Origin of the sequence: Exiguobacterium sp. SRB7LM, assembly GCF_015712685.1 — a bacterium.
In the GTDB taxonomy this organism is placed as follows: Bacteria; Bacillota; Bacilli; order Exiguobacteriales; family Exiguobacteriaceae; genus Exiguobacterium; species Exiguobacterium profundum.
This window is the reverse complement of record NZ_VWVR01000006.1, coordinates 1,042,386-1,060,891: the sequence shown is the minus strand read 5'-3', so window position 1 is coordinate 1,060,891 and position 18,506 is coordinate 1,042,386. Positions and strand designations below refer to the sequence as shown.

The following is an 18,506-nucleotide window of genomic DNA, read 5'->3' as shown; positions in this document are numbered from 1 at the left end:
TAGAAGGAAATGAACGTGGAGGGAGTAAACGGACTTGGCTAAAAATCGGGTAAAAGTGCCGAAAAAACGGCGAAACCACTTACCGTTACGCTTGAATTTACTATTTTTCATCGTCTTCATTCTATTTGCGACCCTCATTTTTAGGTTAGGTGTCGTCCAAATCGTGAATGGTGAATTGATTGCTCGGGAAGTACAGAAAACGGAATCGAGTAAAATCAAATATGAAGTGCCGCGAGGTAAAATCTACGACCGGAACGGTCAAGTGCTGGCGGATACGATTTCAAACTACTCGGTCATGTATCGCCGCTCTCAAGTGACAAAGACGGATGAACGGTTGGACGTTGCGAAAAAGTTGGCGGAAATCGTCGACATTCCGAAAGAAGACCGTAAAATGACGGAGCGAGACCGGAAAGATTACTGGATTGCAACGAATCCGGAATTGGCGCAAGAACGGACTCAAGCGCTATTGGAAGAATTATCGGAAGAGGAGCGGGCCGCATTGTCTAACCAAGACGTGGACCGACTCTTGCTTGACTCGATCACAGAAGAAGAGATCACGTTTGATGATGCGACAGAAGAAATCATCGCCATTAAACACAACATGGAGAGCGGCTATGCACTCGACCCACAGGTCATCAAAATCGGTGCGAGCCCGAAAGAGATGGCGGTCATCGAAGAAAACTTAGAGCAGTTGCCTGGGGTGAGTGTTGAACCGTACTATCAACGGGACTATCCGTATGATGAGACGTTCAAAAGTTTCCTAGGAAGTTATCGTCAAATTCCGGCGGAACAACGTGCATCTTATCAGGCGAAAGGTTACGGGTTGAACGACCGGGTCGGTACCTCCTACTTGGAACAACAGTATGAAGACGTCCTTCGTGGAACGCCGGCCTATGATGTGTTCACCACGTACAAAGGGGAACCGGTCGGTGAACCGACACGAGTGAGTGGGAATCCAGGGAAAGATATCGTCTTATCGACCGACATCGAGTTCCAAAAAGAAGTCGATGAGATCTTGAAAAAGGCGATTCGCGCAGGACGCTCTGGAAGTCCTCATTTCGACCGAGCTTTTGCGGTCGTCATGAATCCGCAAACGGGTGAATTGCTCGCTCTGTCTGGACAAGAACTCGATTTGGAAACGAACGAATTCAAGGATGTGTCGACCGGTACGGTGCTTCGTGCCAGCCAAATCGGATCAACCATCAAAGGGGCGACGGTCGCCTATGGATTTGAAGAAGGCGTCGTCAAACCGGGAGAATATATTTATGATGCACCGATTCGAATCGGTTCGTCAGTGAAAGCTTCCTACCGAAATATGGGGAACATTAACGACTTAGATGCACTTGCGATGTCATCGAACATCTATATGTTCCAAATTGCGTTGCGTCTGGCTGATTATTACTCGACAGGTCAAATTGTCGGAGAAAATGTCACGCAGGCGTTTGAAACGATGGAACACTACTATAAACAATTCGGTCTCGGAATCGAGACAGGGATTGACTTGCCGTTTGAGTCGACCGGATTCCGTAGCATCCCGGACCGCGTCACGCTTCTGATGGATATGTCGATCGGACAGTATATTTCTTATACTCCGATTCAATTGGCGCAATATACGTCAGCATTGGCGAACGGTGGCTATCGTGTACAACCACACTTGCTGAAAGAAATCATTGAGCCGGGTTCGCTTGATGAGAACAATAAGCAAGTCGTGAGCACGTTCCAACCGAATGCGTTGAATAAAGTCGATATCCAGGATGAATACATTCAACGTGTCCGTGAAGGATATCGTCAAGGGGTTGAATCTGCGTCCGGTTCGTCTCGCATTTTACAGCAGACCGGTATGACGGCTGCAGGTAAAACCGGAACTGCTCAAGCAATCGCGGAAGGGGCAGACGGTCAGGCGAAACGAAATGCGAACGGAGAACCGATTAAGACATTGAACTCAAACCATGTCGGTTGGGCACCGTTCGATGATCCGGAAATCGCTTGGGCGATCATCATGCCTGGACTTGAGGCGGAAGGAATCAATACGCGTGTCGCGCACGACATCATGAAAGCTTACTTTAATCTAGAAGACGTCAATGCAATGCTTCAGTAAAAGAAGTCACTTCGGTGACTTCTTTTTTTGTCTTTACAATTCTTTTACGTTCCGTTTATTTCTCGTTAATAGAAGTTCATTAGGATATTAATTGTAGGACAGAACAACAAATCCACAACAAAAATCAAAGCAAACTCAAGGAGGACGTCACAAATGTCTTGGATGAAAAAATCAGCTTTACTCGCTTCAATCACTTCAGTCGCACTCGTAGGTGCTGCTTGTGGGAACAATGAAGAAGGTGGCGCTGCTGAAGGCGGCGATGCGCTCTCAGGAAAAGTCGTCATGGACGGATCATCAACTGTATTCCCAATCATGGAAGCAGTCGCAGAAGAATTTTCAGCTGAACAACCAGAAGTTGAAGTGACAGTCGGTGTCTCTGGTACGGGTGGTGGCTTCAAACGTTTCGTGACGGGAGAGACAGACTTCTCGAACGCATCACGTGAAATCAAAGAAGAAGAAGCAGCCGAAGCTGAGAAAAACGGTGTGGAATTCACGCAACTCTCGGTTGCACTTGATGGACTTTCGCTTGTTGTTAACCCAGCGAACGATTGGGCACAAGATATCACGATTGAAGAATTGAATAAGATGTGGACGGACACAAGCGTAAAAACATGGAAAGACGTTCGCTCTGACTGGCCAGATGAGGAGATTTCATTCTTCGCACCAGGTAAAGACTCAGGTACATTTGACTTCTTCAATGAAGCCGTCCTTGACGATACGGACATTCGTGAAGACGCACAATTGTCTGAGGATGACAACGTCCTCGTCACGGGTGTAGCTGGAACAGAAGGTGCAATCGGATTCTTCGGATATGCATACTACATCGAAAACCAAGACACGCTTCGTGCCATGGCAGTCGAGGGTGTAGAGCCAACTCCAGAAACAATCAATGACCTTTCTTATCCACTCTCACGTGAAATCTACACGTACGTCAACAACGCTTCGTTGAAAGACAAAGAGCAAGTTGCAGAATTCGCACGCTTCATGAACGAAAACGCAGGTGCGCTCTCTGAAGAAGTAGGATATGTCGGTATGGAACAAGCGCGTTACGACGAAAACATGAAGATGATCGACGAAATCGCTGGAGAATAAGATGATAGGTGGCAGAAGGTGAGACACGGTCTCGCCTTCTCGCCATGCTTTCTAGTATGAAGAGGTAGGGAGCGATACACGAGATGAATGAACCGAACAATAAGCTTTCGATTCGAGAGATGATTCAACAAAATAAACAAAAGAAATATAGTACGACGAACGTGTTTGATAAAATCATGCCGTTCTTATTATTCTTGAGCGCATTCGTATCGGTCGTCACGACCATTGGTATTGCGTTCACACTAGGCTTTGAGCTATTCAAGTTCTTTGAACGAGTCCCTGTCGCAGAATTTTTAGGATCGACAGAATGGTACCCACTTAGTGCAGATCAGCGCTTCGGGGTATGGGCCCTTGTCATGGGAACACTCCAAATTACTGTGATTGCGATGATTGTAGCCGTCCCACTCGGTTTGGCGTCTGCGATTTATTTAAGTGAATACGCCTCTGAACGGGCACGACGTGTATTGAAACCAATTCTAGAAGTGTTGGCCGGTGTGCCGACCATCGTATTCGGTTTCTTCGCCTTGTCATTCATTACACCGATTCTGCAAGCACTCATCCCAGGACTTCAAATTTACAATGCACTAAGCCCAGGGATTGTCGTCGGGATTATGATTATTCCGATGATTGCCTCGATTTCTGAGGATGCAATGAGTGCTGTTCCGAAGAAAATTCGGGACGGTGCACTCGGTTTAGGTGCGACACGTCTTGAGGTGGCAACGAAAGTTGTCATGCCTGCTGCGACGTCTGGAATCATCGCCTCTATCGTTCTCGGAATGAGCCGTGCGATTGGGGAGACGATGATTGTAACCATCGCTGGTGGTTCACAGCCGAACTTCGAGTTCAACCCGCTCAATGCGATTCAGACGATGACAGCGTATATCGTTCAAATCGCCAAAGGTGATGCAGGTTACGGCACAATCGAATATTACAGTATCTATGCGGTCGGTGCGTTGTTGTTCGTCTTTACCCTATTGATGAACTTATTCGCAAACTGGGTGACGCGCCGCTTCAGAGAGGAGTACTAATATGGCTTTACCGAACAGTGAGTTCAAGAATACGAAGAACTTGATGAATCGTGAGACCGTGTCTCAACGAATTAAACGACGTTTACAATTGAATGAAATATTTAAGTACATCTTTTTGGCGGGACTTGTCTTTGCGCTCGTTGTCTTATCGACGTTGATTTATGACATCGTGTCAAAGGGCGCAGGATGGGTCGACCTCGATTTCTTGCGCAACTTCCCGTCGCGCCGTCCTGAACAGGCTGGATTATATCCTGCGTTGATTGGGTCGTTATGGCTCATGCTATTGATCGTACCGATGGTGTTTGTCATCGGTGTTGGAGCGGCAATTTACTTGGAAGAATACGCTCCGAAAAATCGCATGACTTCGTTTATTGAAGTCAACATTTCGAACTTGGCAGGCGTTCCGTCAATCGTATTCGGATTACTTGGATTGACGATTTTCGTTCGAGTCATGGAATTAGGGAACTCGGTTATGGCTGGCGCCTTGACGCTCGGTCTCATGAGTTTGCCGATTGTCATCGTGGCCTCACAGGAAGCGCTACGAGCAGTCAAAATGGAATTACGACACGCTTCGCTAGCACTCGGGGCATCTAAGTGGCAGACGACATTTAACGTCGTGTTACCTTCGGCGTTACCAGGAATCATCACGGGGATTATCCTAGCGGTTTCCCGGGCGATTGGTGAAACGGCTCCACTCATCATGGTCGGAGCGGCAACATTCATTTCAACAACACCGAGTAACATTTTCTCTGACTTCACGGCCCTCCCGATTCAGATTTACAACTGGACGAGCCGACCACAAGCAGAGTTCCAAAACTTAGCGGCAGCAGGGATCATCGTACTTATGACGATGCTCATCGCGATGAACTCGGTTGCAATCTATATTCGAAACAAATATACAAATCGACACTAAGTCTTTTTTGCAGATGAATGAGGAGGAAGCTCGAGATGATGAAACAACAAGAGCTCAACAAAGGAGATCAAAACGTGAACACAACTACGACAGAACCGACAACGACTGAGATGAAAAAAGATAGCGCCTATGTCGTCAACAATTTGAACTTGTGGTACGGAGAAGACCAGGCTTTGATTGACGTCAACCTCGATATTAAAAAGAATGAAGTCACGGCGATCATCGGACCATCTGGGTGCGGAAAATCAACGTTCATCAAGACTTTAAATCGGATGGTCGAACTCGTGCCATCGGTTCGGACGAACGGTGAAATTTTATACCATGGTCGTAACATCTTCGATCGCGGATACAAGGTGGAAGATTTGCGTACCTCGGTCGGGATGGTATTCCAACAACCGAACCCATTCCCAAAATCGGTCTATGACAATGTAGCATATGGACCGCGGACGCACGGAATCAAAAATAAAAAAGTACTCGATGAAATTGTCGAGCGTTCATTACGTGGTGCGGCAATCTGGGATGAAGTAAAAGATCGATTGAATGAGAATGCGTACGGACTTTCAGGTGGACAACAACAACGTCTCTGTATCGCGCGTACGTTAGCGATCGAGCCGGATGTCATCTTAATGGACGAACCGACGTCTGCCCTTGACCCGATCTCTACACTAAAAGTAGAAGAATTGGTACAAGAGTTGAAAGAACAGTATTCAATCATCATCGTGACACATAACATGCAACAAGCTGCCCGTGTTTCGGATAAAACAGCATTCTTCTTAAATGGAGAAGTTGTCGAGTTCGATGTTACAGATAAGATTTTCTCGAATCCATCTGACAAACGGACGGAAGACTATATTTCTGGCCGTTTCGGTTAAGGAGGAGACTGGATTGATGGCACAAAACCGCACATTTTTTGATACGAAGTTAACTGAATTAGAAGATAAAGTTGTTCGATTGGCAAACTTGACGATGCGTCAAACGGCGACGGCAATCGAAGTGTTAGAAAAACACGATCTTGAATTGGCTAAAACGGTGATTGAGAACGACAACGAGTTAGATGAGTTGGAGTTGACAATCAACGATGAAGCGATCCTATTGATTGCAAAACAGCAGCCAGTCGCGACTGACTTGCGACGTCTGATTGTGACGATGAAATCAGCGACAGATCTTGAACGCATTGCGGACTATGCGACAAATATCGCAAAAGCGGTGACACGAATCGAGCATGTTCCTTATGTGCTCGACATTCAACCGCTCAAGAAGATGGCCGAGCAGTTGATTGACATGCTTGAACTGGCGACCCGTGCCTATCGCAAAGGTGAAGTGAGCCGTGTACGTGAACTCAATGAGATGGACCGTGTGATTGATGACATCAACCTAACGGTGATTAAACAATATATCGGTTCTCTCCCGGCCATGACAGTGGGGACGAACGATGTATACGAATTCTCGAACATTGCTCGATACCTCGAACGGATGGGCGATCATGTGACGAACTTCGGAGAACATTTAATTTTCCTCGAAAAAGGGAAACATTATGATTTGAATCAATAAGATTAGTGGTAAAGAACAACAGTGCTGTTGTTCTTTATTTTTTTGGGCAGGAATACAAACTCAAGGAGCGAATAATAGTCTACATGGATTTTACATGAAGGGAGCCATATAGAGATGGAAGAGAAAATCGTATCCTTGAAACAACAAGGTCTTACGTTAAAACAGATTGCGGCAGAATTAGACGTCCCGGTTGGCAAAGTCCAATACGCATGGCGTAAATGGAGAAATCAGCAACAGAAAGTGGAGGCGGTTGCCCCTGTGAAAAAAAAGCGTGAAACGAAGAAAGCGAAGACGTCGGTGACGACCTCACGCAAACAAGTGGCATCAGCGAAAGAGACGGCCAACGTGTCGACTTCTCCACTTCTTGAAAAGGGTCCGGAAGGATACTGGAAACTACCCGATCGGTACAACGTGGACTTTATGCATGCGGTCGTACAGTCTCCAAACTCAGTGTATGTATGCTGGGAAGTATCTGATCTCGTGAAAGAAACGTTAGCGCTTCAATTTATGCGACGCTGGGAAGAATTGCCGAAGGCGTTTCGCATCCTTGATGTTACGTTACTTGATTACAATAGCGGTCACGCAAACCGCTCCTATACATTCGATCTTCCTGAAATGACGAACAGCTGGTTCGTTCGCCCTCTCGACCCGAATACGACATATGTGTTTGAATTTGGGATTCGGACGATGGAAGGGGAGTTTCTCCCAATCGTCGCATCAAATCCGCTTGATACGCCGCGGGCAGAACCAGTAGGAGTCGGACGATTCGCAGAACCGGTCCGACGTTGGCAATACGGGGAAGTTGATTCTCCAGAACTACTTGATACGTTACCAAAATATGCAGCATACCGACTCGTGCGTTAAGGAGGACTTTTTATTATGAAACCTGGGTACTTTTCACTCGTCCTTCATGCTCATTTACCGTACGTTAGGCATGAAGAGAAACACCGTTTAGAAGAAAGATGGGTTTACGAGGCCATCTCTGAGACATATCTTCCGATTCTATGGCAAGTCGATCGCTTGAAGCGTCCCTTGCATTGGACGGTTAGTATTTCCCCACCTGTCGTTGAAATGCTTGCCGATCCTCTCATTCAGGATCGCTATGTGGAGCACTTAGACGATATGCTCGAATTGATTGCCCTCGAATTGTCTGAGGACCGAACAGATGAAGAAACAGCGACGTTACATTTTTATCGTCAACGATACCACGATTTAAAAAATACGTTCCTTCATTGGAATAAAAATTTGAATGAGGCGTTCCGTACATATCGTGAGGCAGGTTATATTGACATGGTGACATGTACGGCAACCCATGGCTTTAATCCACATCTCTTCACGGAACAGGCGGCGCGCGCTGAGATTCGCACAGGTTTGAACTGTTTCGAACGTCATTATGGGTTCCGTCCAACAGGCATCTGGTTACCAGAGTGTGCTTATACACCAGGAGTTGATCGGATTCTTTATGAAGAAGGAATTCGCTACACATTTGTCGATGAACATGCTCTTCTCGACGCAGATCCGACGCCAGAGAAAGGAATTGGAGCCCCTGTTTATTCACCACATGGCGTCGCGTTGTTCCCTCGGGATCAAATCATTTCAGGTAAAATTTGGAGTTCGATGATCGGATATCCAGGCCATCCGGATTATCGTGAGTTTTACCGCGATTTGGCATACGATCGGGACTGGGACTATATCCAGTCCTTCATGCATCCGGAAGGAATTCGTTTTGATACGGGTTTAAAAATGCACCGGATTACGGGTGATACGGATCAAAAGGATTTCTACGTGCGCGAATGGGCGGAACATCAAATTGAAAACCATGCGACCGATTTTGCCAAAACGTTAGAATCACATCTTGAAGCGCACGGTGCTCAGACATTCCCACCATTTTTAGTCACGGCTCCGTTCGATGCGGAGTTGTTCGGTCACTGGTGGTTTGAGGGGCCAGAGTTTCTTGGGAAAGTAGCAGAGAGACTTGCTGAATTTGGAATTGAAACCATCACGCCAGCGCTCTTCCTTGAACGTCACTTTAAAGATTTACAGACGGTCCACGTGTCGATGAATACATGGGGACGTAAAGGTTATGGTGAAGTTTGGATTAACGAAAGAAATGAGTGGATGCTTCGTCATTTGCACATGATGGAGATGCAACTCGTAAAAGATGTGGCGGACTATCGTAATCAATCGGAAGCGACGAATCGCGCCTTGAAACAATTAATCCGTCATTACGTATTGGCCGTGTCGAGTGACTGGGCGTTCATTTTGGATGGGCAAACGACGGCGCAATATGCCGCCGAACGGTTCCGTGAACACACACGACTCTTTGCAGAACTTGAAACGGCACTCTATCAGGATGGAGTATCGGAGCAGTTGCTACATGATCATTATGCTGCATATCCATTCCTTCAAGACGAAGACATCGATATTGATTCGTTCTTATCTCCTCACGATTACTATGTGACAATCGAGCGCGAAGGTGAAAAATCAGCTATTTTAGTACTCACGCCTGAATATCACGGTCATATCGTATGGGGACTCGGAAGACGGGTCGTCGATGAAATCGAGGCGAGAGCGGACGATGGCGAAGTCGTCTATGTATTAACGCCATATCATGACGAGTTGCCTGAGTATGAACGTCAAGGAAACATACATGTGTATCGTGTTCGCCCAACTAGCCCATTTTTAGAGCATGTTATGAACCAGGTGGCTACACAAAATATCGCCTATGTAAAACTAGTACATGAACTTTCGAAACGTGTTTCCTTCAAAGTGATCCATCACTTCGATTGGATGACAATTCCTGCTGCAAGAGAACTTGCGCAATCCCTTGCGATTCCGTTATACTCAACTATGTTGTCCTTTGAAGCGACTCGCAATCCGCATGGTCACGGTGGTTTGTTCGATGCAATCCATCGAATCGAAAACAGCGTGTTTTCTGCATCAGAACGCGTTTATGTCGGTGAAGAGATCTCGATTCACGACCTGAAACAATGGTATAACGTGAGTGAGAACGTCAACACATGCCTACCTCTCGAGACTTCTCCGTATGGACAGGAATCAATGAAAAAGAACGTGAAATAACCTTGCTTTTTCACAAGAAACTTGGTAGGATAATTGAGTATGCTTAGACTGTAAAGCAAAAGCACTTGATACAACATCATTAAGATGGGAGTGAAAGAAATGCGCGTTAAAATTACATTAGCTTGCACAGAAACAGGCGATCGCACGTACATCACGAAGAAAAACAAACGTAACAACCCTGAGCGCCTCGAGTTGCGCAAATACAACCCACGTCTCCGTCGTCACACGCTTTACCGCGAAGTGAAGTAATGAGGGACCGGCCGTCACATATGTGGCGGCTTTTTTTGTAAGGAGGAATACGTTGTGGAAGAGAAAACAGCGCTCCGGCGCACGATTCATCAATACATCAAACAAATGGCGGATCGACATCATGCGGACGAAGTCATTCACCAATCATTATTTGCCTCGGACTTATGGATTGAAAGTCAAACAATCGCGCTAACGTTGTCACTCCCTCTAGAAATTGATACGTCCCCGATTATTCATATGGCCTTTAAAGAAGGAAAAACGGTCTGCGTCCCGAAAGTAACGGAGCGGGGACTTACGTTTCACATCATTCATTCATTTGATGATTTGGAAGAGGGAGTCATGAATATTTTAGAGCCGACCACTCCAGCGACTACGCAAGTGATCGACCTTTGTCTTGTTCCGGGGCGTGTTTTCGATCGAACCGGTTATCGCATCGGTTGGGGTGGGGGCTATTATGATCGCTATTTAAAAACCTATAAAGGTAGAACACTTGCTTTGGCATATACCGTTCAGATTGTCGATCAAGTACCAACTGAGCCGCACGACCTACCCGTTCAATGGATCGTGACAGAGAAGGAGATGATTCAGTGTTCGCCATATTCGCTGTAACTTGTTTCGTCGCCTATCTCGGTTATCGGTTACGCTCGTTGACTCGTTCTGGGGCACTGTTGACGATAGTGACCGGTACGGCGATTGGATTCTCCTTCGGATGGTTCGGTCTATACTTGCTTGGGGTGTTTTTTTCGACTTCTTCTCTCGCTTCGAAATATCGCTCTCGCGATAAAGAAGGGGTAGATGAGATTGTCGAGAAGACGGGGGCTCGTGATGCCATGCAAGTGTTGGCTAACGGTGGGGTCGGGATTTTATGTGCACTCGGTTATCAGTTTACAAATGATCCGGTCTACCTCTATATGTATGTCGTGTCCATCGCGGCAGCGACGAGCGATACGTGGGGATCTGAATTTGGTGTCCTCTCGAAGCGGAAACCTCGGTTCATGTTTACCTTTAAGCGAGTCGAACCGGGAACGAGTGGGGCCGTCTCGACATTCGGTACCGTCATGTCGATGTTTGGTGCATTGTTGATTGTCATATCCTCTCTTGTTTTCATTGACTTAAGCATCACGCTTCTTCTTTTATTATGGGTGATTGGATTAACTGGTAGTATGATTGATACGCTACTTGGTGCGACCGTCCAACGAACGTTTCGTTGTGCTGTTTGTGGAAAGTTGACCGAGCAAAAAATACATCATGACGTGCCGACGAGTTACGTGTCGGGATGGCGTTTTCTCGGAAATGATGCGGTTAATTTTCTTTCGGTTTGTGGGGCGACGATGATTTGTTTTTTTGTGTTTGGATGAGGGTAGTACAGAAAATGAAGGTGTTCCAAATGAATGTGAATATTGTCACAATATCGCCAAAGTGAAAACGGTTTCCGCTGTAGTTAGAGTTTGTGAATGATGTTACAATCTATTTGTAACAGAGATAACAAAAACATGAAACAGATTGTTTGAAGGGTGGAGAATCATTATGGAAACATTAAATCATGCTAAAGTAACACGAGTCGCACTTGTAGGGGCAGGGGCAGTAGGTGCGAGTTTTGCTTACCAGTTGACGACAGCTAGTCTATGTGAAGAACTTGTCATCATCGATATTAATAAAGCCAAGGCAGAAGGAGAAGCGATGGACTTGAACCATGGGGTTTCATTCGCTTCATCACCAATGCGCGTCTGGGCAGGGGACTATTCGGATTGTGGCGTCGCTGACATCGTAGTCATCACGGCTGGCGCACCACAGCGTCCAGGTGAAACACGTCTTGATCTCGTTGAAAAAAATGCGAAGATTATGAAATCTATGATTTCAGACATCATGGACTCTGGTTTTGACGGAATTATCATTATTGCTTCAAACCCGGTCGACATCATGACACATCTCGCATGGAAATATTCTGGTCTTCCGAAACATCGTGTCTTTGGTTCAGGAACAGTGCTTGATACGTCTCGCTTGCGTTACATGCTCGGAGACTATTTCAACGTCGACCCGCGTAACTGTCACGCCTACATTATGGGTGAGCATGGTGATACTGAGTTTGCTGCCTGGAGCAACGCTCGTATATATGGAAAATCGGTCGAGCAACTACTTGAAGAGCATGATGAGTATAGTTGGGAAGACCTTGAAGACATTTATGTCAACGTTCGTGACGCAGCATATCATATCATTGAACGTAAAGGTGCGACGTACTATGCGATTGGACTCGGTCTCCTTCGGTTGGTCAAGGCTGTCCTTCGTAACGAGAATACGTTGTTGACAGTCGGTGCCCATCTTGATGGTGAGTATGGATTGCACGATATCCATATCGGTGTACCAGCGATTATCAACCGTCAAGGCGTTCGTGAAGTCGTTGAGATTGAGTTGTCACAAGAAGAGCATGAGAAAATGCAACATTCTGCGAACGTACTCATGAAAACGATGGAACCTGTCTTGTAATCTCCATCCTTTTGAAACCCGTAGCCATATGGTTACGGGTTTTTGTACATATAGAACGAATCATCGTTTGGTCGTCTGTCGTCTCGTGATTTACAATAGAATTGAGAGAGAGGAGGGGTTTCGTTGGCGACAACTTGTTTTTGGGAAGATATATATCGAAAGGTCGAAAACGGTGGGCGAATTGAAGGCATACTCGAACCCTCCCGTGCGGTCATCTTGTTCGATACGAAAGCAGGTGATCGGTATGATTTGTTCATTCAGACTGAAAAAGCATGGGCGAATCATGTTGGGACTGATATAGACGCGATTTTGAACGCATTTCGCTTATCTCGTATCGGGCGGAAGCGATTGACCATTCATGTCTATGGCGAGCGTCTTGTGGATGAAGAGCGTGTGGACTCGTTGACGTTCCAAATCCCTGCGAAAGTGACATTGTCTCGTTCGATTTGGACACCGACTATGGAAGAGGACCGGTTCCGAATGCTAGCGGTCTCCCTCGACCGAAAAAAGAAAGCGGAGCTGAAGAAACGATTTTCCTTTGGGAAACCACAAGTGGTGTATGGGCTACTGTTCATCACTTTTTTAGTCATGTGGTTAGCGGAATCGGTCGGTTCGACTCTTGATCCAAACACGTTAATCGCATTCGGGGCCAAAGTGAACCCGTTGATTGAACAAGGGGAATGGTGGCGTTTGATTACACCGATGTTCCTGCATATTGGTTGGTTCCACTTTGCGATTAATATGTTTGCACTCTGGTCGCTCGGTCCGCTCGTTGAACGGATGTATGGCTCCATACGATTTTTAATCATCTATCTGCTAAGTGGAATATTAGCGACATCCGCATCGTTTGCATTCAGCGAATCGATATCAGCAGGCGCTTCAGGAGCGCTATTTGGTTTGGTCGGTGCGCTCTTATATTTTGGGTTACGTGATCGTTCTCTCTTCATGAAGACGCTCGGACCTCCGCTCTTTATTATGTTAGGATTAAATGTAGGACTTGCCTTTGTATTAGGTGCAGGTCTTGATCATTTCGCACATGCGGGTGGTCTGATTGGTGGTTTTGTCGTTTCTGGAGTCGTCGGGCTGCCGGATGAGAAGAACCGCGTACAACGAATCTTATTTTCCGTACTCACCATCTCGCTGTTTGGACTATTCGTCGGGTACGGATTTTGGTAAGGGGAGAATTCAATGATTGAAACATTAAAAACACTCGTTAACATCCCGAGTCCTTCCGGTATGACGGAAGAGGCCATCCGTTTCGCTGAGCAAGAATTGAATGCACTGGGTGTCAAGACGTCACGTCTACATAAAGGGGCACTACTGGCCACGTTTTCAGGTCGCTCTGGCAAGGCACGTCTGTTGACGGCACACGTGGACACTCTTGGTGCGATGGTCAAAGACATCTTACCGAGCGGGCGTCTCCGTTTGACTCAAGTAGGAGGATATGCATGGACGGCGATTGAAGGAGAGAACTGCCTCGTCCACCGAGAAGAAGGAGAGGCGATTGAAGGCACAATCTTGATTCATCAGTCGAGTGTTCACGTCTATAAAGACACGAACTCAGCGGAGCGATCTGCATCAAACATCGAAGTCCGATTGGATGCAAAAGTACATTCTCGTGAAGACGTGACAGAACTAGGGATTGAAATCGGAGACTTCGTTTCATTCGATCCTCGCTTTCGAGTGACATCTTCAGGATACGTGAAATCACGTCACTTGGATGATAAGGCTTCTGTCGCCATTCTATTGGACCTTGCGAAAGACTTGGTCCGTTATGACTTACCGCATACCGTTCATTTCTTGATTTCGAATTATGAAGAGGTCGGATTTGGAGGAAACGCGGGTATCCCGGAAGACGTCGTAGAATACATTGCCGTTGATATGGGCGCGCTTGGGGATGGACAGCATTCGGATGAGTATACAGTCTCGATTTGTGCCAAGGATTCGTCCGGACCGTATGATATCGGATTACGACGGAAGTTCACGTCGTTGTGTAAAACTCATGAGATCGCATATAAGGTAGATATTTACCCGTATTATGGTTCAGATGCTTCGGCAGCGATTCGAGCAGGGTATGATGTGCGACATGCTTTGGTTGGGCCAGGAATCGAATCGAGCCATAGTTATGAGCGAACGCATGTGTCATCAATGGAAGCAACACGAGAATTGTTAAATCGTTATGTACAATCGACGATGGAGGAAGAAGCATGAAAAACTTTTATGATGTCCAACAGTTTTTAAAATCGTTCGGTACCATTATTTATATCGGAGAACGGGATGCTGAAATCTCACTCATGATGATGGAACTCGACGAATTGTATGAAGGGGGCATCATCGAACAACGTGTGTATGATACGGCCAAAATCATTTTGACCCACGAATTAAAAAATTCAACAGATTGACAGAAATCCCCTTAGTGCAAAGGGTTGCACTAAGGGGATAATAGTGTACACTATTCAATGAAAGCGATTTAGTTGAGATGAGGAGTGAACGGTATGAAATGGTTATTAGGTATCGACATCGGTGGTACTACGGTGAAGATGGCTGTTTTAGACATGAACGGCATCATTTCGGATAAGTGGGAAGTCAAAACGGATATTCGAGAGAATGGTGTACATATTCCAAAAGACATCGCAGCTTCTTTTGAAACATACTTACAAACATCAGGTAAGAAGAAAGAAGACTTTGCGGGTGCGGGAATCGGGGCACCAGGCTTCGTCAACTTCTCAGAAGGAGTTGTCGAATATTCTCCGAACATCGGGTGGAAAGATTTTGCTCTCGTGAGTGAGTTCGAAAAAGCAGTCGGTCTTCCGGCCGTGCTCGAAAATGATGCGAACGCCGCGGCCCTTGGTGAGATGTGGAAGGGCGCGGGCGAAGGGGCTTCAGAATTATTGGCGATCACGCTCGGTACAGGTGTCGGTGGTGGCGTGATCACGAACGGGAATATCGTTCATGGGACGGCAGGAATGGCTGGAGAAATCGGGCATATTACCGTGGAACGAGACGAGTCGAAAGCTGTGAAGTGTGGTTGTGGGCGCCTCGGGTGTATCGAGACGATTGCTTCGGCGACCGGCATCTCACGTCTGGCATTACAGAAGCGTAAGAATCAAGATACTTCATTAAACGAGTTGAAAGAAGTGACAGCACGTGACGTGTTTGAAGCATATAAAGCCGGTGACTCAATCGCCACAGAAGTCATAGAAGAGATGACTGAATACCTCGGCTTGACCATCTCGAACATCGCGAACACGCTCAACCCGAAAATGATTGTCATCGGTGGAGGTGTCTCAAAAGCTGGCGACGCGTTATTGGATCCGCTTGATGCACAGTTCAAACGGTTTGCGCTCGAGCGCGTTTACGAGTCGACAACATTCAAAATCGCTGAACTTGAAAACGATGCCGGTGTGATTGGATGTGCGTGGCTGGCACGGAAACACTTCCTTCCGACACGGGTATGAAACGGACGCGTCTGCACATTGCAGGCGTGTTTTTTTGTGGGAAAGGGTATGGGATATTGTAAAATTTGTAACGTCACAGTTGATTTTTTATTAAAAAAGGGGTAAGATTTGGACTTGATACTGGACGTGTACTATTCAATCCGAATTGTACAATGAATGAACAAATATAAAAAAGAATGGCAACTAAAACATGCCGAAAACTGAAAAGAGGAGGAGACCGTCAGATGAATTCATCTCAACGCTTTTCGAAGCTATCGACGAGACTGAACGACACGGTCCGCGCTTCGTTTCAAGAATATCGTCTATTTTGGATTTTTACGTTATTGCTTTGGACGAAGACGTATATCGTCTATCAATTTTTCTTCAACATTCCGATTGAAAACACCGCACAAGCTTTTATCTTACTGATTAGCCCGATCAGTTCGACACTATTCTTGTTTGCCTTCCATTTCTTCTTTAAAGGAAACAAACAAAAATGGGTGCTCTACACGCTCTATGCGATTGCATCGTTTATCTTGTTTGCGGACGCCGTGTATTATCGGGAATTCACGGACTATTTGACAATGCCTGTCATCATGCAACCATCGAACATGGAGACGTTATCGACATCATTCACTTCGCTTCTTGAATGGAAAGATTTAATCATCCTTGGTGATGTGTTTATCCTTCCGTTTATCTTATGGCGAATGAACTTGAAAGAGAATACGGCTTCACATCGACGTGCGCTCGTCACGTTCGTTGTAGCGGTCTCTGTCTTCTTGTTCAACCTTTCGTTGGCCGAAACGGAACGACCTGAATTATTGACTCGTTCATTTGACCGTGAACTGTTAGTGAAAAACATCGGAACATTTAACTTCCATGTGTATGATGCGATGCTTCAGACAAAAACATCGGCTCAAAAAGCGATGGCGGATGAATCAGAGCTCGCAACGATTGAGCAGTTCACCCGTCAAAACTATGCGGCACCGAATCCGGATTTATTCGGAAAATATAAAGGGAAAAATGTCATCGTGGTTTCATTCGAATCGGCGCAGAATTTCACTCACAATATGAAGGCGCCGAATGGAGAGTACATCACGCCGAACTTGAACAAGCTGATTGAAGAGTCTCACTACTGGCCGAACTACTACCATACGGTCGGTCAAGGGAAGACTTCTGATGCTGAGTTCGCACTCGATAACTCACTATATGGACTCCCGCGTGGTGCTGTATACTTTACGAACGCCGATAACGAATATCAAGCGCTCCCTGAGTTGGTCAAGGACGAAAATTATTACTCAGCCGTGTTCCATGCGAATAACAAATCGTTCTGGAACCGCGATCAAATGTACAAAAATATTGGGGTCGATCAATTCTTTGATGAAAAGAGTTATGACCTCGGGAATCCTGAAGATATGACAGAATGGGGTCTCTTAGATGATAGCTTCTTCGAGCAATCCATTCCAATGCTTCAAGAATTGCCTGAACCATACTACGCGAAGTTCATCACATTGACGAACCACTTCCCGTACACGATGCCAAGTGAAGACTATGAACTTGTACCAAAATTTGAGACGAGCTCAACTACGTTGAACAACTTCCCGCAAGCACTAGCTTATCAGGATTACGCACTCGGTCTCTTCATCGACCAGTTGAAAGAGAATGGAATGTGGGAAGATACAATCTTTGTCGTCTACGGTGACCATTATGGTATTTCGACGAACCACAACAGTGCGATGGCAGAGCTACTTGGGAAAGATGAGTTGACACCATTCGACGTGGCGAAATTGCAACAAGTTCCGTTTGCCATTCACTTGCCTGACCAGAAAGAAGGGGAAGTTCATGAAACGATCGGTAGTCATGTAGACATGAAGCCGACCATCCTGCACTTACTCGGAATCGACACGTCAGATACGATTGGATTCGGAAACGACTTATTCTCTGAAAATCGAAACAGCCGCGCGATTTTCCGCGACGGAACGGTCGTGACGGATGAATATGTTTGGACACAGTCGACATGTTATAACGCGACTTCTGGTGAAGTAGTCGAAGATACGTCGTTATGTGGTCCGATGACGGAAGAAGCGGAAAAAATCTTGCAAATGAACGATGATTTGATTTACTCCGACTTACTCCGTTTCAAAGAACAAACTGAAGAATAATGAGTACGGACCAAGTCACATAGTGATTTGGTCCGTTTTAATGTAACAGAGGGAATGAACGTAAAAAAAGGCATAAAAAAAGCGACCGAAGTCGCTTGATGATTGCATATGCGAATCATTAACCTGGAATTCCACCGTAGATCAACGTGGCGACACCAAAGAATCCGAATACGAGTACAGTTAAACCTGCAAAAACGAGCGGAAAGAATTGGCGTTTTTGGAATGAACGAAGCATTCCCCAAATAGCCACAATTGCGACGATGACGGAAATCCATCCGAACGGTTCATACAAATGCATGACGAGTTCCCCCTTTAATTATACGTCATGAAATTCATAAAAATTTCACTGAAATATCATTATTATTTTATCCGATTATAGAGTCGCTGTCGAGCAAAGGTTGACATCGAAAC

18 protein-coding genes are annotated in these 18,506 nt (G+C 46.0%); 17 read left to right on the top strand and 1 reads right to left on the bottom strand.

What is annotated here, in order from left to right; genetic code table 11:
* The first annotated feature begins 34 nt into the window (after positions 1 to 34).
* The 17 genes from F3H97_RS06310 to F3H97_RS06230 all read left to right on the top strand — a co-directional run bounded on the left by F3H97_RS06310 (position 35) and on the right by F3H97_RS06230 (position 18,095).
* A complete protein-coding gene (locus F3H97_RS06310; protein ID WP_196430861.1) occupies positions 35 to 2,098 on the top strand; it encodes a peptidoglycan D,D-transpeptidase FtsI family protein in 2,064 nt (687 codons plus the stop codon).
* 153 nt (positions 2,099 to 2,251) lie between these two features.
* A complete protein-coding gene (locus tag F3H97_RS06305) occupies positions 2,252 to 3,190 on the top strand; it encodes a PstS family phosphate ABC transporter substrate-binding protein (protein WP_196430860.1) in 939 nt (312 codons plus the stop codon).
* Positions 3,191 to 3,273: 83 nt separating this feature from the next.
* Positions 3,274 to 4,218, top strand: a complete 945-nt coding sequence (pstC, locus tag F3H97_RS06300; protein WP_012726614.1) for a phosphate ABC transporter permease subunit PstC — start codon at positions 3,274 to 3,276, stop codon at positions 4,216 to 4,218.
* Position 4,219: 1 nt separating this feature from the next.
* On the top strand, positions 4,220 to 5,131 hold the full coding sequence (pstA, locus tag F3H97_RS06295; protein ID WP_159562479.1) for a phosphate ABC transporter permease PstA: 912 nt from the start codon (positions 4,220 to 4,222) through the stop codon (positions 5,129 to 5,131).
* Positions 5,132 to 5,241: 110 nt separating this feature from the next.
* Positions 5,242 to 6,003 carry a phosphate ABC transporter ATP-binding protein PstB gene (gene pstB / locus F3H97_RS06290; protein ID WP_224862754.1) on the top strand — a complete coding sequence of 254 codons (762 nt, stop codon included), beginning with the start codon at positions 5,242 to 5,244 and terminating at the stop codon, positions 6,001 to 6,003.
* A 16-nt stretch (positions 6,004 to 6,019) separates the two neighbouring features.
* A complete protein-coding gene (gene phoU, locus F3H97_RS06285; RefSeq protein WP_147536519.1) occupies positions 6,020 to 6,682 on the top strand; it encodes a phosphate signaling complex protein PhoU in 663 nt (220 codons plus the stop codon).
* Positions 6,683 to 6,796: 114 nt separating this feature from the next.
* Complete coding sequence (locus tag F3H97_RS06280) at positions 6,797 to 7,546, top strand: DUF4912 domain-containing protein (protein WP_196430859.1); 750 nt, start codon at positions 6,797 to 6,799, stop codon at positions 7,544 to 7,546.
* A gap of 15 nt (positions 7,547 to 7,561) precedes the next feature.
* Positions 7,562 to 9,763, top strand: coding sequence for a 1,4-alpha-glucan branching protein domain-containing protein (locus tag F3H97_RS06275; RefSeq protein ID WP_196430858.1), 2,202 nt, complete (start codon positions 7,562 to 7,564; stop codon positions 9,761 to 9,763).
* An 84-nt stretch (positions 9,764 to 9,847) separates the two neighbouring features.
* Positions 9,848 to 10,012, top strand: coding sequence for a 50S ribosomal protein L33 (gene rpmG, locus F3H97_RS06270; protein WP_255313299.1), 165 nt, complete (start codon positions 9,848 to 9,850; stop codon positions 10,010 to 10,012).
* Positions 10,013 to 10,066: 54 nt separating this feature from the next.
* Positions 10,067 to 10,621 (top strand): 5-formyltetrahydrofolate cyclo-ligase, encoded by a 555-nt coding sequence (locus tag F3H97_RS06265; protein WP_159562476.1) that lies wholly within the window; start codon positions 10,067 to 10,069, stop codon positions 10,619 to 10,621.
* Positions 10,600 to 11,370, top strand: a complete 771-nt coding sequence (locus F3H97_RS06260) for a DUF92 domain-containing protein (RefSeq protein WP_159562475.1) — start codon at positions 10,600 to 10,602, stop codon at positions 11,368 to 11,370. The genes F3H97_RS06265 and F3H97_RS06260 overlap by 22 nt, the downstream gene beginning before the upstream one ends.
* Positions 11,371 to 11,539: 169 nt before the next feature.
* Complete coding sequence (locus tag F3H97_RS06255; RefSeq protein WP_012726605.1) at positions 11,540 to 12,496, top strand: L-lactate dehydrogenase; 957 nt, start codon at positions 11,540 to 11,542, stop codon at positions 12,494 to 12,496.
* A 123-nt stretch (positions 12,497 to 12,619) separates the two neighbouring features.
* The gene (locus F3H97_RS06250; protein ID WP_196430857.1) at positions 12,620 to 13,672 is read left to right on the top strand and encodes a rhomboid family intramembrane serine protease; all 1,053 of its coding nucleotides are present in this window, start codon (positions 12,620 to 12,622) and stop codon (positions 13,670 to 13,672) included.
* A gap of 12 nt (positions 13,673 to 13,684) precedes the next feature.
* Positions 13,685 to 14,707 carry a M42 family metallopeptidase gene (locus F3H97_RS06245; protein WP_074036670.1) on the top strand — a complete coding sequence of 341 codons (1,023 nt, stop codon included), beginning with the start codon at positions 13,685 to 13,687 and terminating at the stop codon, positions 14,705 to 14,707.
* Entirely contained in the window at positions 14,704 to 14,898 is a 195-nt protein-coding gene (locus F3H97_RS06240; RefSeq protein ID WP_012726602.1) for a YqgQ family protein, read from the top strand. The genes F3H97_RS06245 and F3H97_RS06240 overlap by 4 nt, the downstream gene beginning before the upstream one ends.
* 93 nt (positions 14,899 to 14,991) lie before the next feature.
* Positions 14,992 to 15,954 carry an ROK family glucokinase gene (locus tag F3H97_RS06235; RefSeq protein ID WP_159562473.1) on the top strand — a complete coding sequence of 321 codons (963 nt, stop codon included), beginning with the start codon at positions 14,992 to 14,994 and terminating at the stop codon, positions 15,952 to 15,954.
* 224 nt (positions 15,955 to 16,178) lie between these two features.
* Positions 16,179 to 18,095, top strand: a complete 1,917-nt coding sequence (locus F3H97_RS06230; protein ID WP_159562472.1) for an LTA synthase family protein — start codon at positions 16,179 to 16,181, stop codon at positions 18,093 to 18,095.
* A 118-nt stretch (positions 18,096 to 18,213) separates the two neighbouring features.
* Here F3H97_RS06230 and F3H97_RS06225 read toward each other — a convergent pair whose 3' ends face one another.
* A complete protein-coding gene (locus F3H97_RS06225) occupies positions 18,214 to 18,393 on the bottom strand; it encodes a DUF2759 domain-containing protein (protein ID WP_012726599.1) in 180 nt (59 codons plus the stop codon).
* Positions 18,394 to 18,506: the final 113 nt, after the last annotated feature.

Coding starts and splice junctions, on each gene's coding strand:
- F3H97_RS06280 (WP_196430859.1), top strand. CDS start 6,797: ATGGAAGAGAAAATCGTATCCTTGAAACAACAAGGTCTTACGTTAAAA.
- F3H97_RS06275 (WP_196430858.1), top strand. CDS start 7,562: ATGAAACCTGGGTACTTTTCACTCGTCCTTCATGCTCATTTACCGTAC.
- F3H97_RS06225 (WP_012726599.1), bottom strand. CDS start 18,393: ATGCATTTGTATGAACCGTTCGGATGGATTTCCGTCATCGTCGCAATT.
- F3H97_RS06235 (WP_159562473.1), top strand. CDS start 14,992: ATGAAATGGTTATTAGGTATCGACATCGGTGGTACTACGGTGAAGATG.
- F3H97_RS06255 (WP_012726605.1), top strand. CDS start 11,540: ATGGAAACATTAAATCATGCTAAAGTAACACGAGTCGCACTTGTAGGG.
- phoU (WP_147536519.1), top strand. CDS start 6,020: ATGGCACAAAACCGCACATTTTTTGATACGAAGTTAACTGAATTAGAA.
- rpmG (WP_255313299.1), top strand. CDS start 9,848: ATGGGAGTGAAAGAAATGCGCGTTAAAATTACATTAGCTTGCACAGAA.
- F3H97_RS06240 (WP_012726602.1), top strand. CDS start 14,704: ATGAAAAACTTTTATGATGTCCAACAGTTTTTAAAATCGTTCGGTACC.
- F3H97_RS06230 (WP_159562472.1), top strand. CDS start 16,179: ATGAATTCATCTCAACGCTTTTCGAAGCTATCGACGAGACTGAACGAC.
- pstA (WP_159562479.1), top strand. CDS start 4,220: ATGGCTTTACCGAACAGTGAGTTCAAGAATACGAAGAACTTGATGAAT.
- F3H97_RS06245 (WP_074036670.1), top strand. CDS start 13,685: ATGATTGAAACATTAAAAACACTCGTTAACATCCCGAGTCCTTCCGGT.
- F3H97_RS06305 (WP_196430860.1), top strand. CDS start 2,252: ATGTCTTGGATGAAAAAATCAGCTTTACTCGCTTCAATCACTTCAGTC.
- pstC (WP_012726614.1), top strand. CDS start 3,274: ATGAATGAACCGAACAATAAGCTTTCGATTCGAGAGATGATTCAACAA.
- pstB (WP_224862754.1), top strand. CDS start 5,242: ATGAAAAAAGATAGCGCCTATGTCGTCAACAATTTGAACTTGTGGTAC.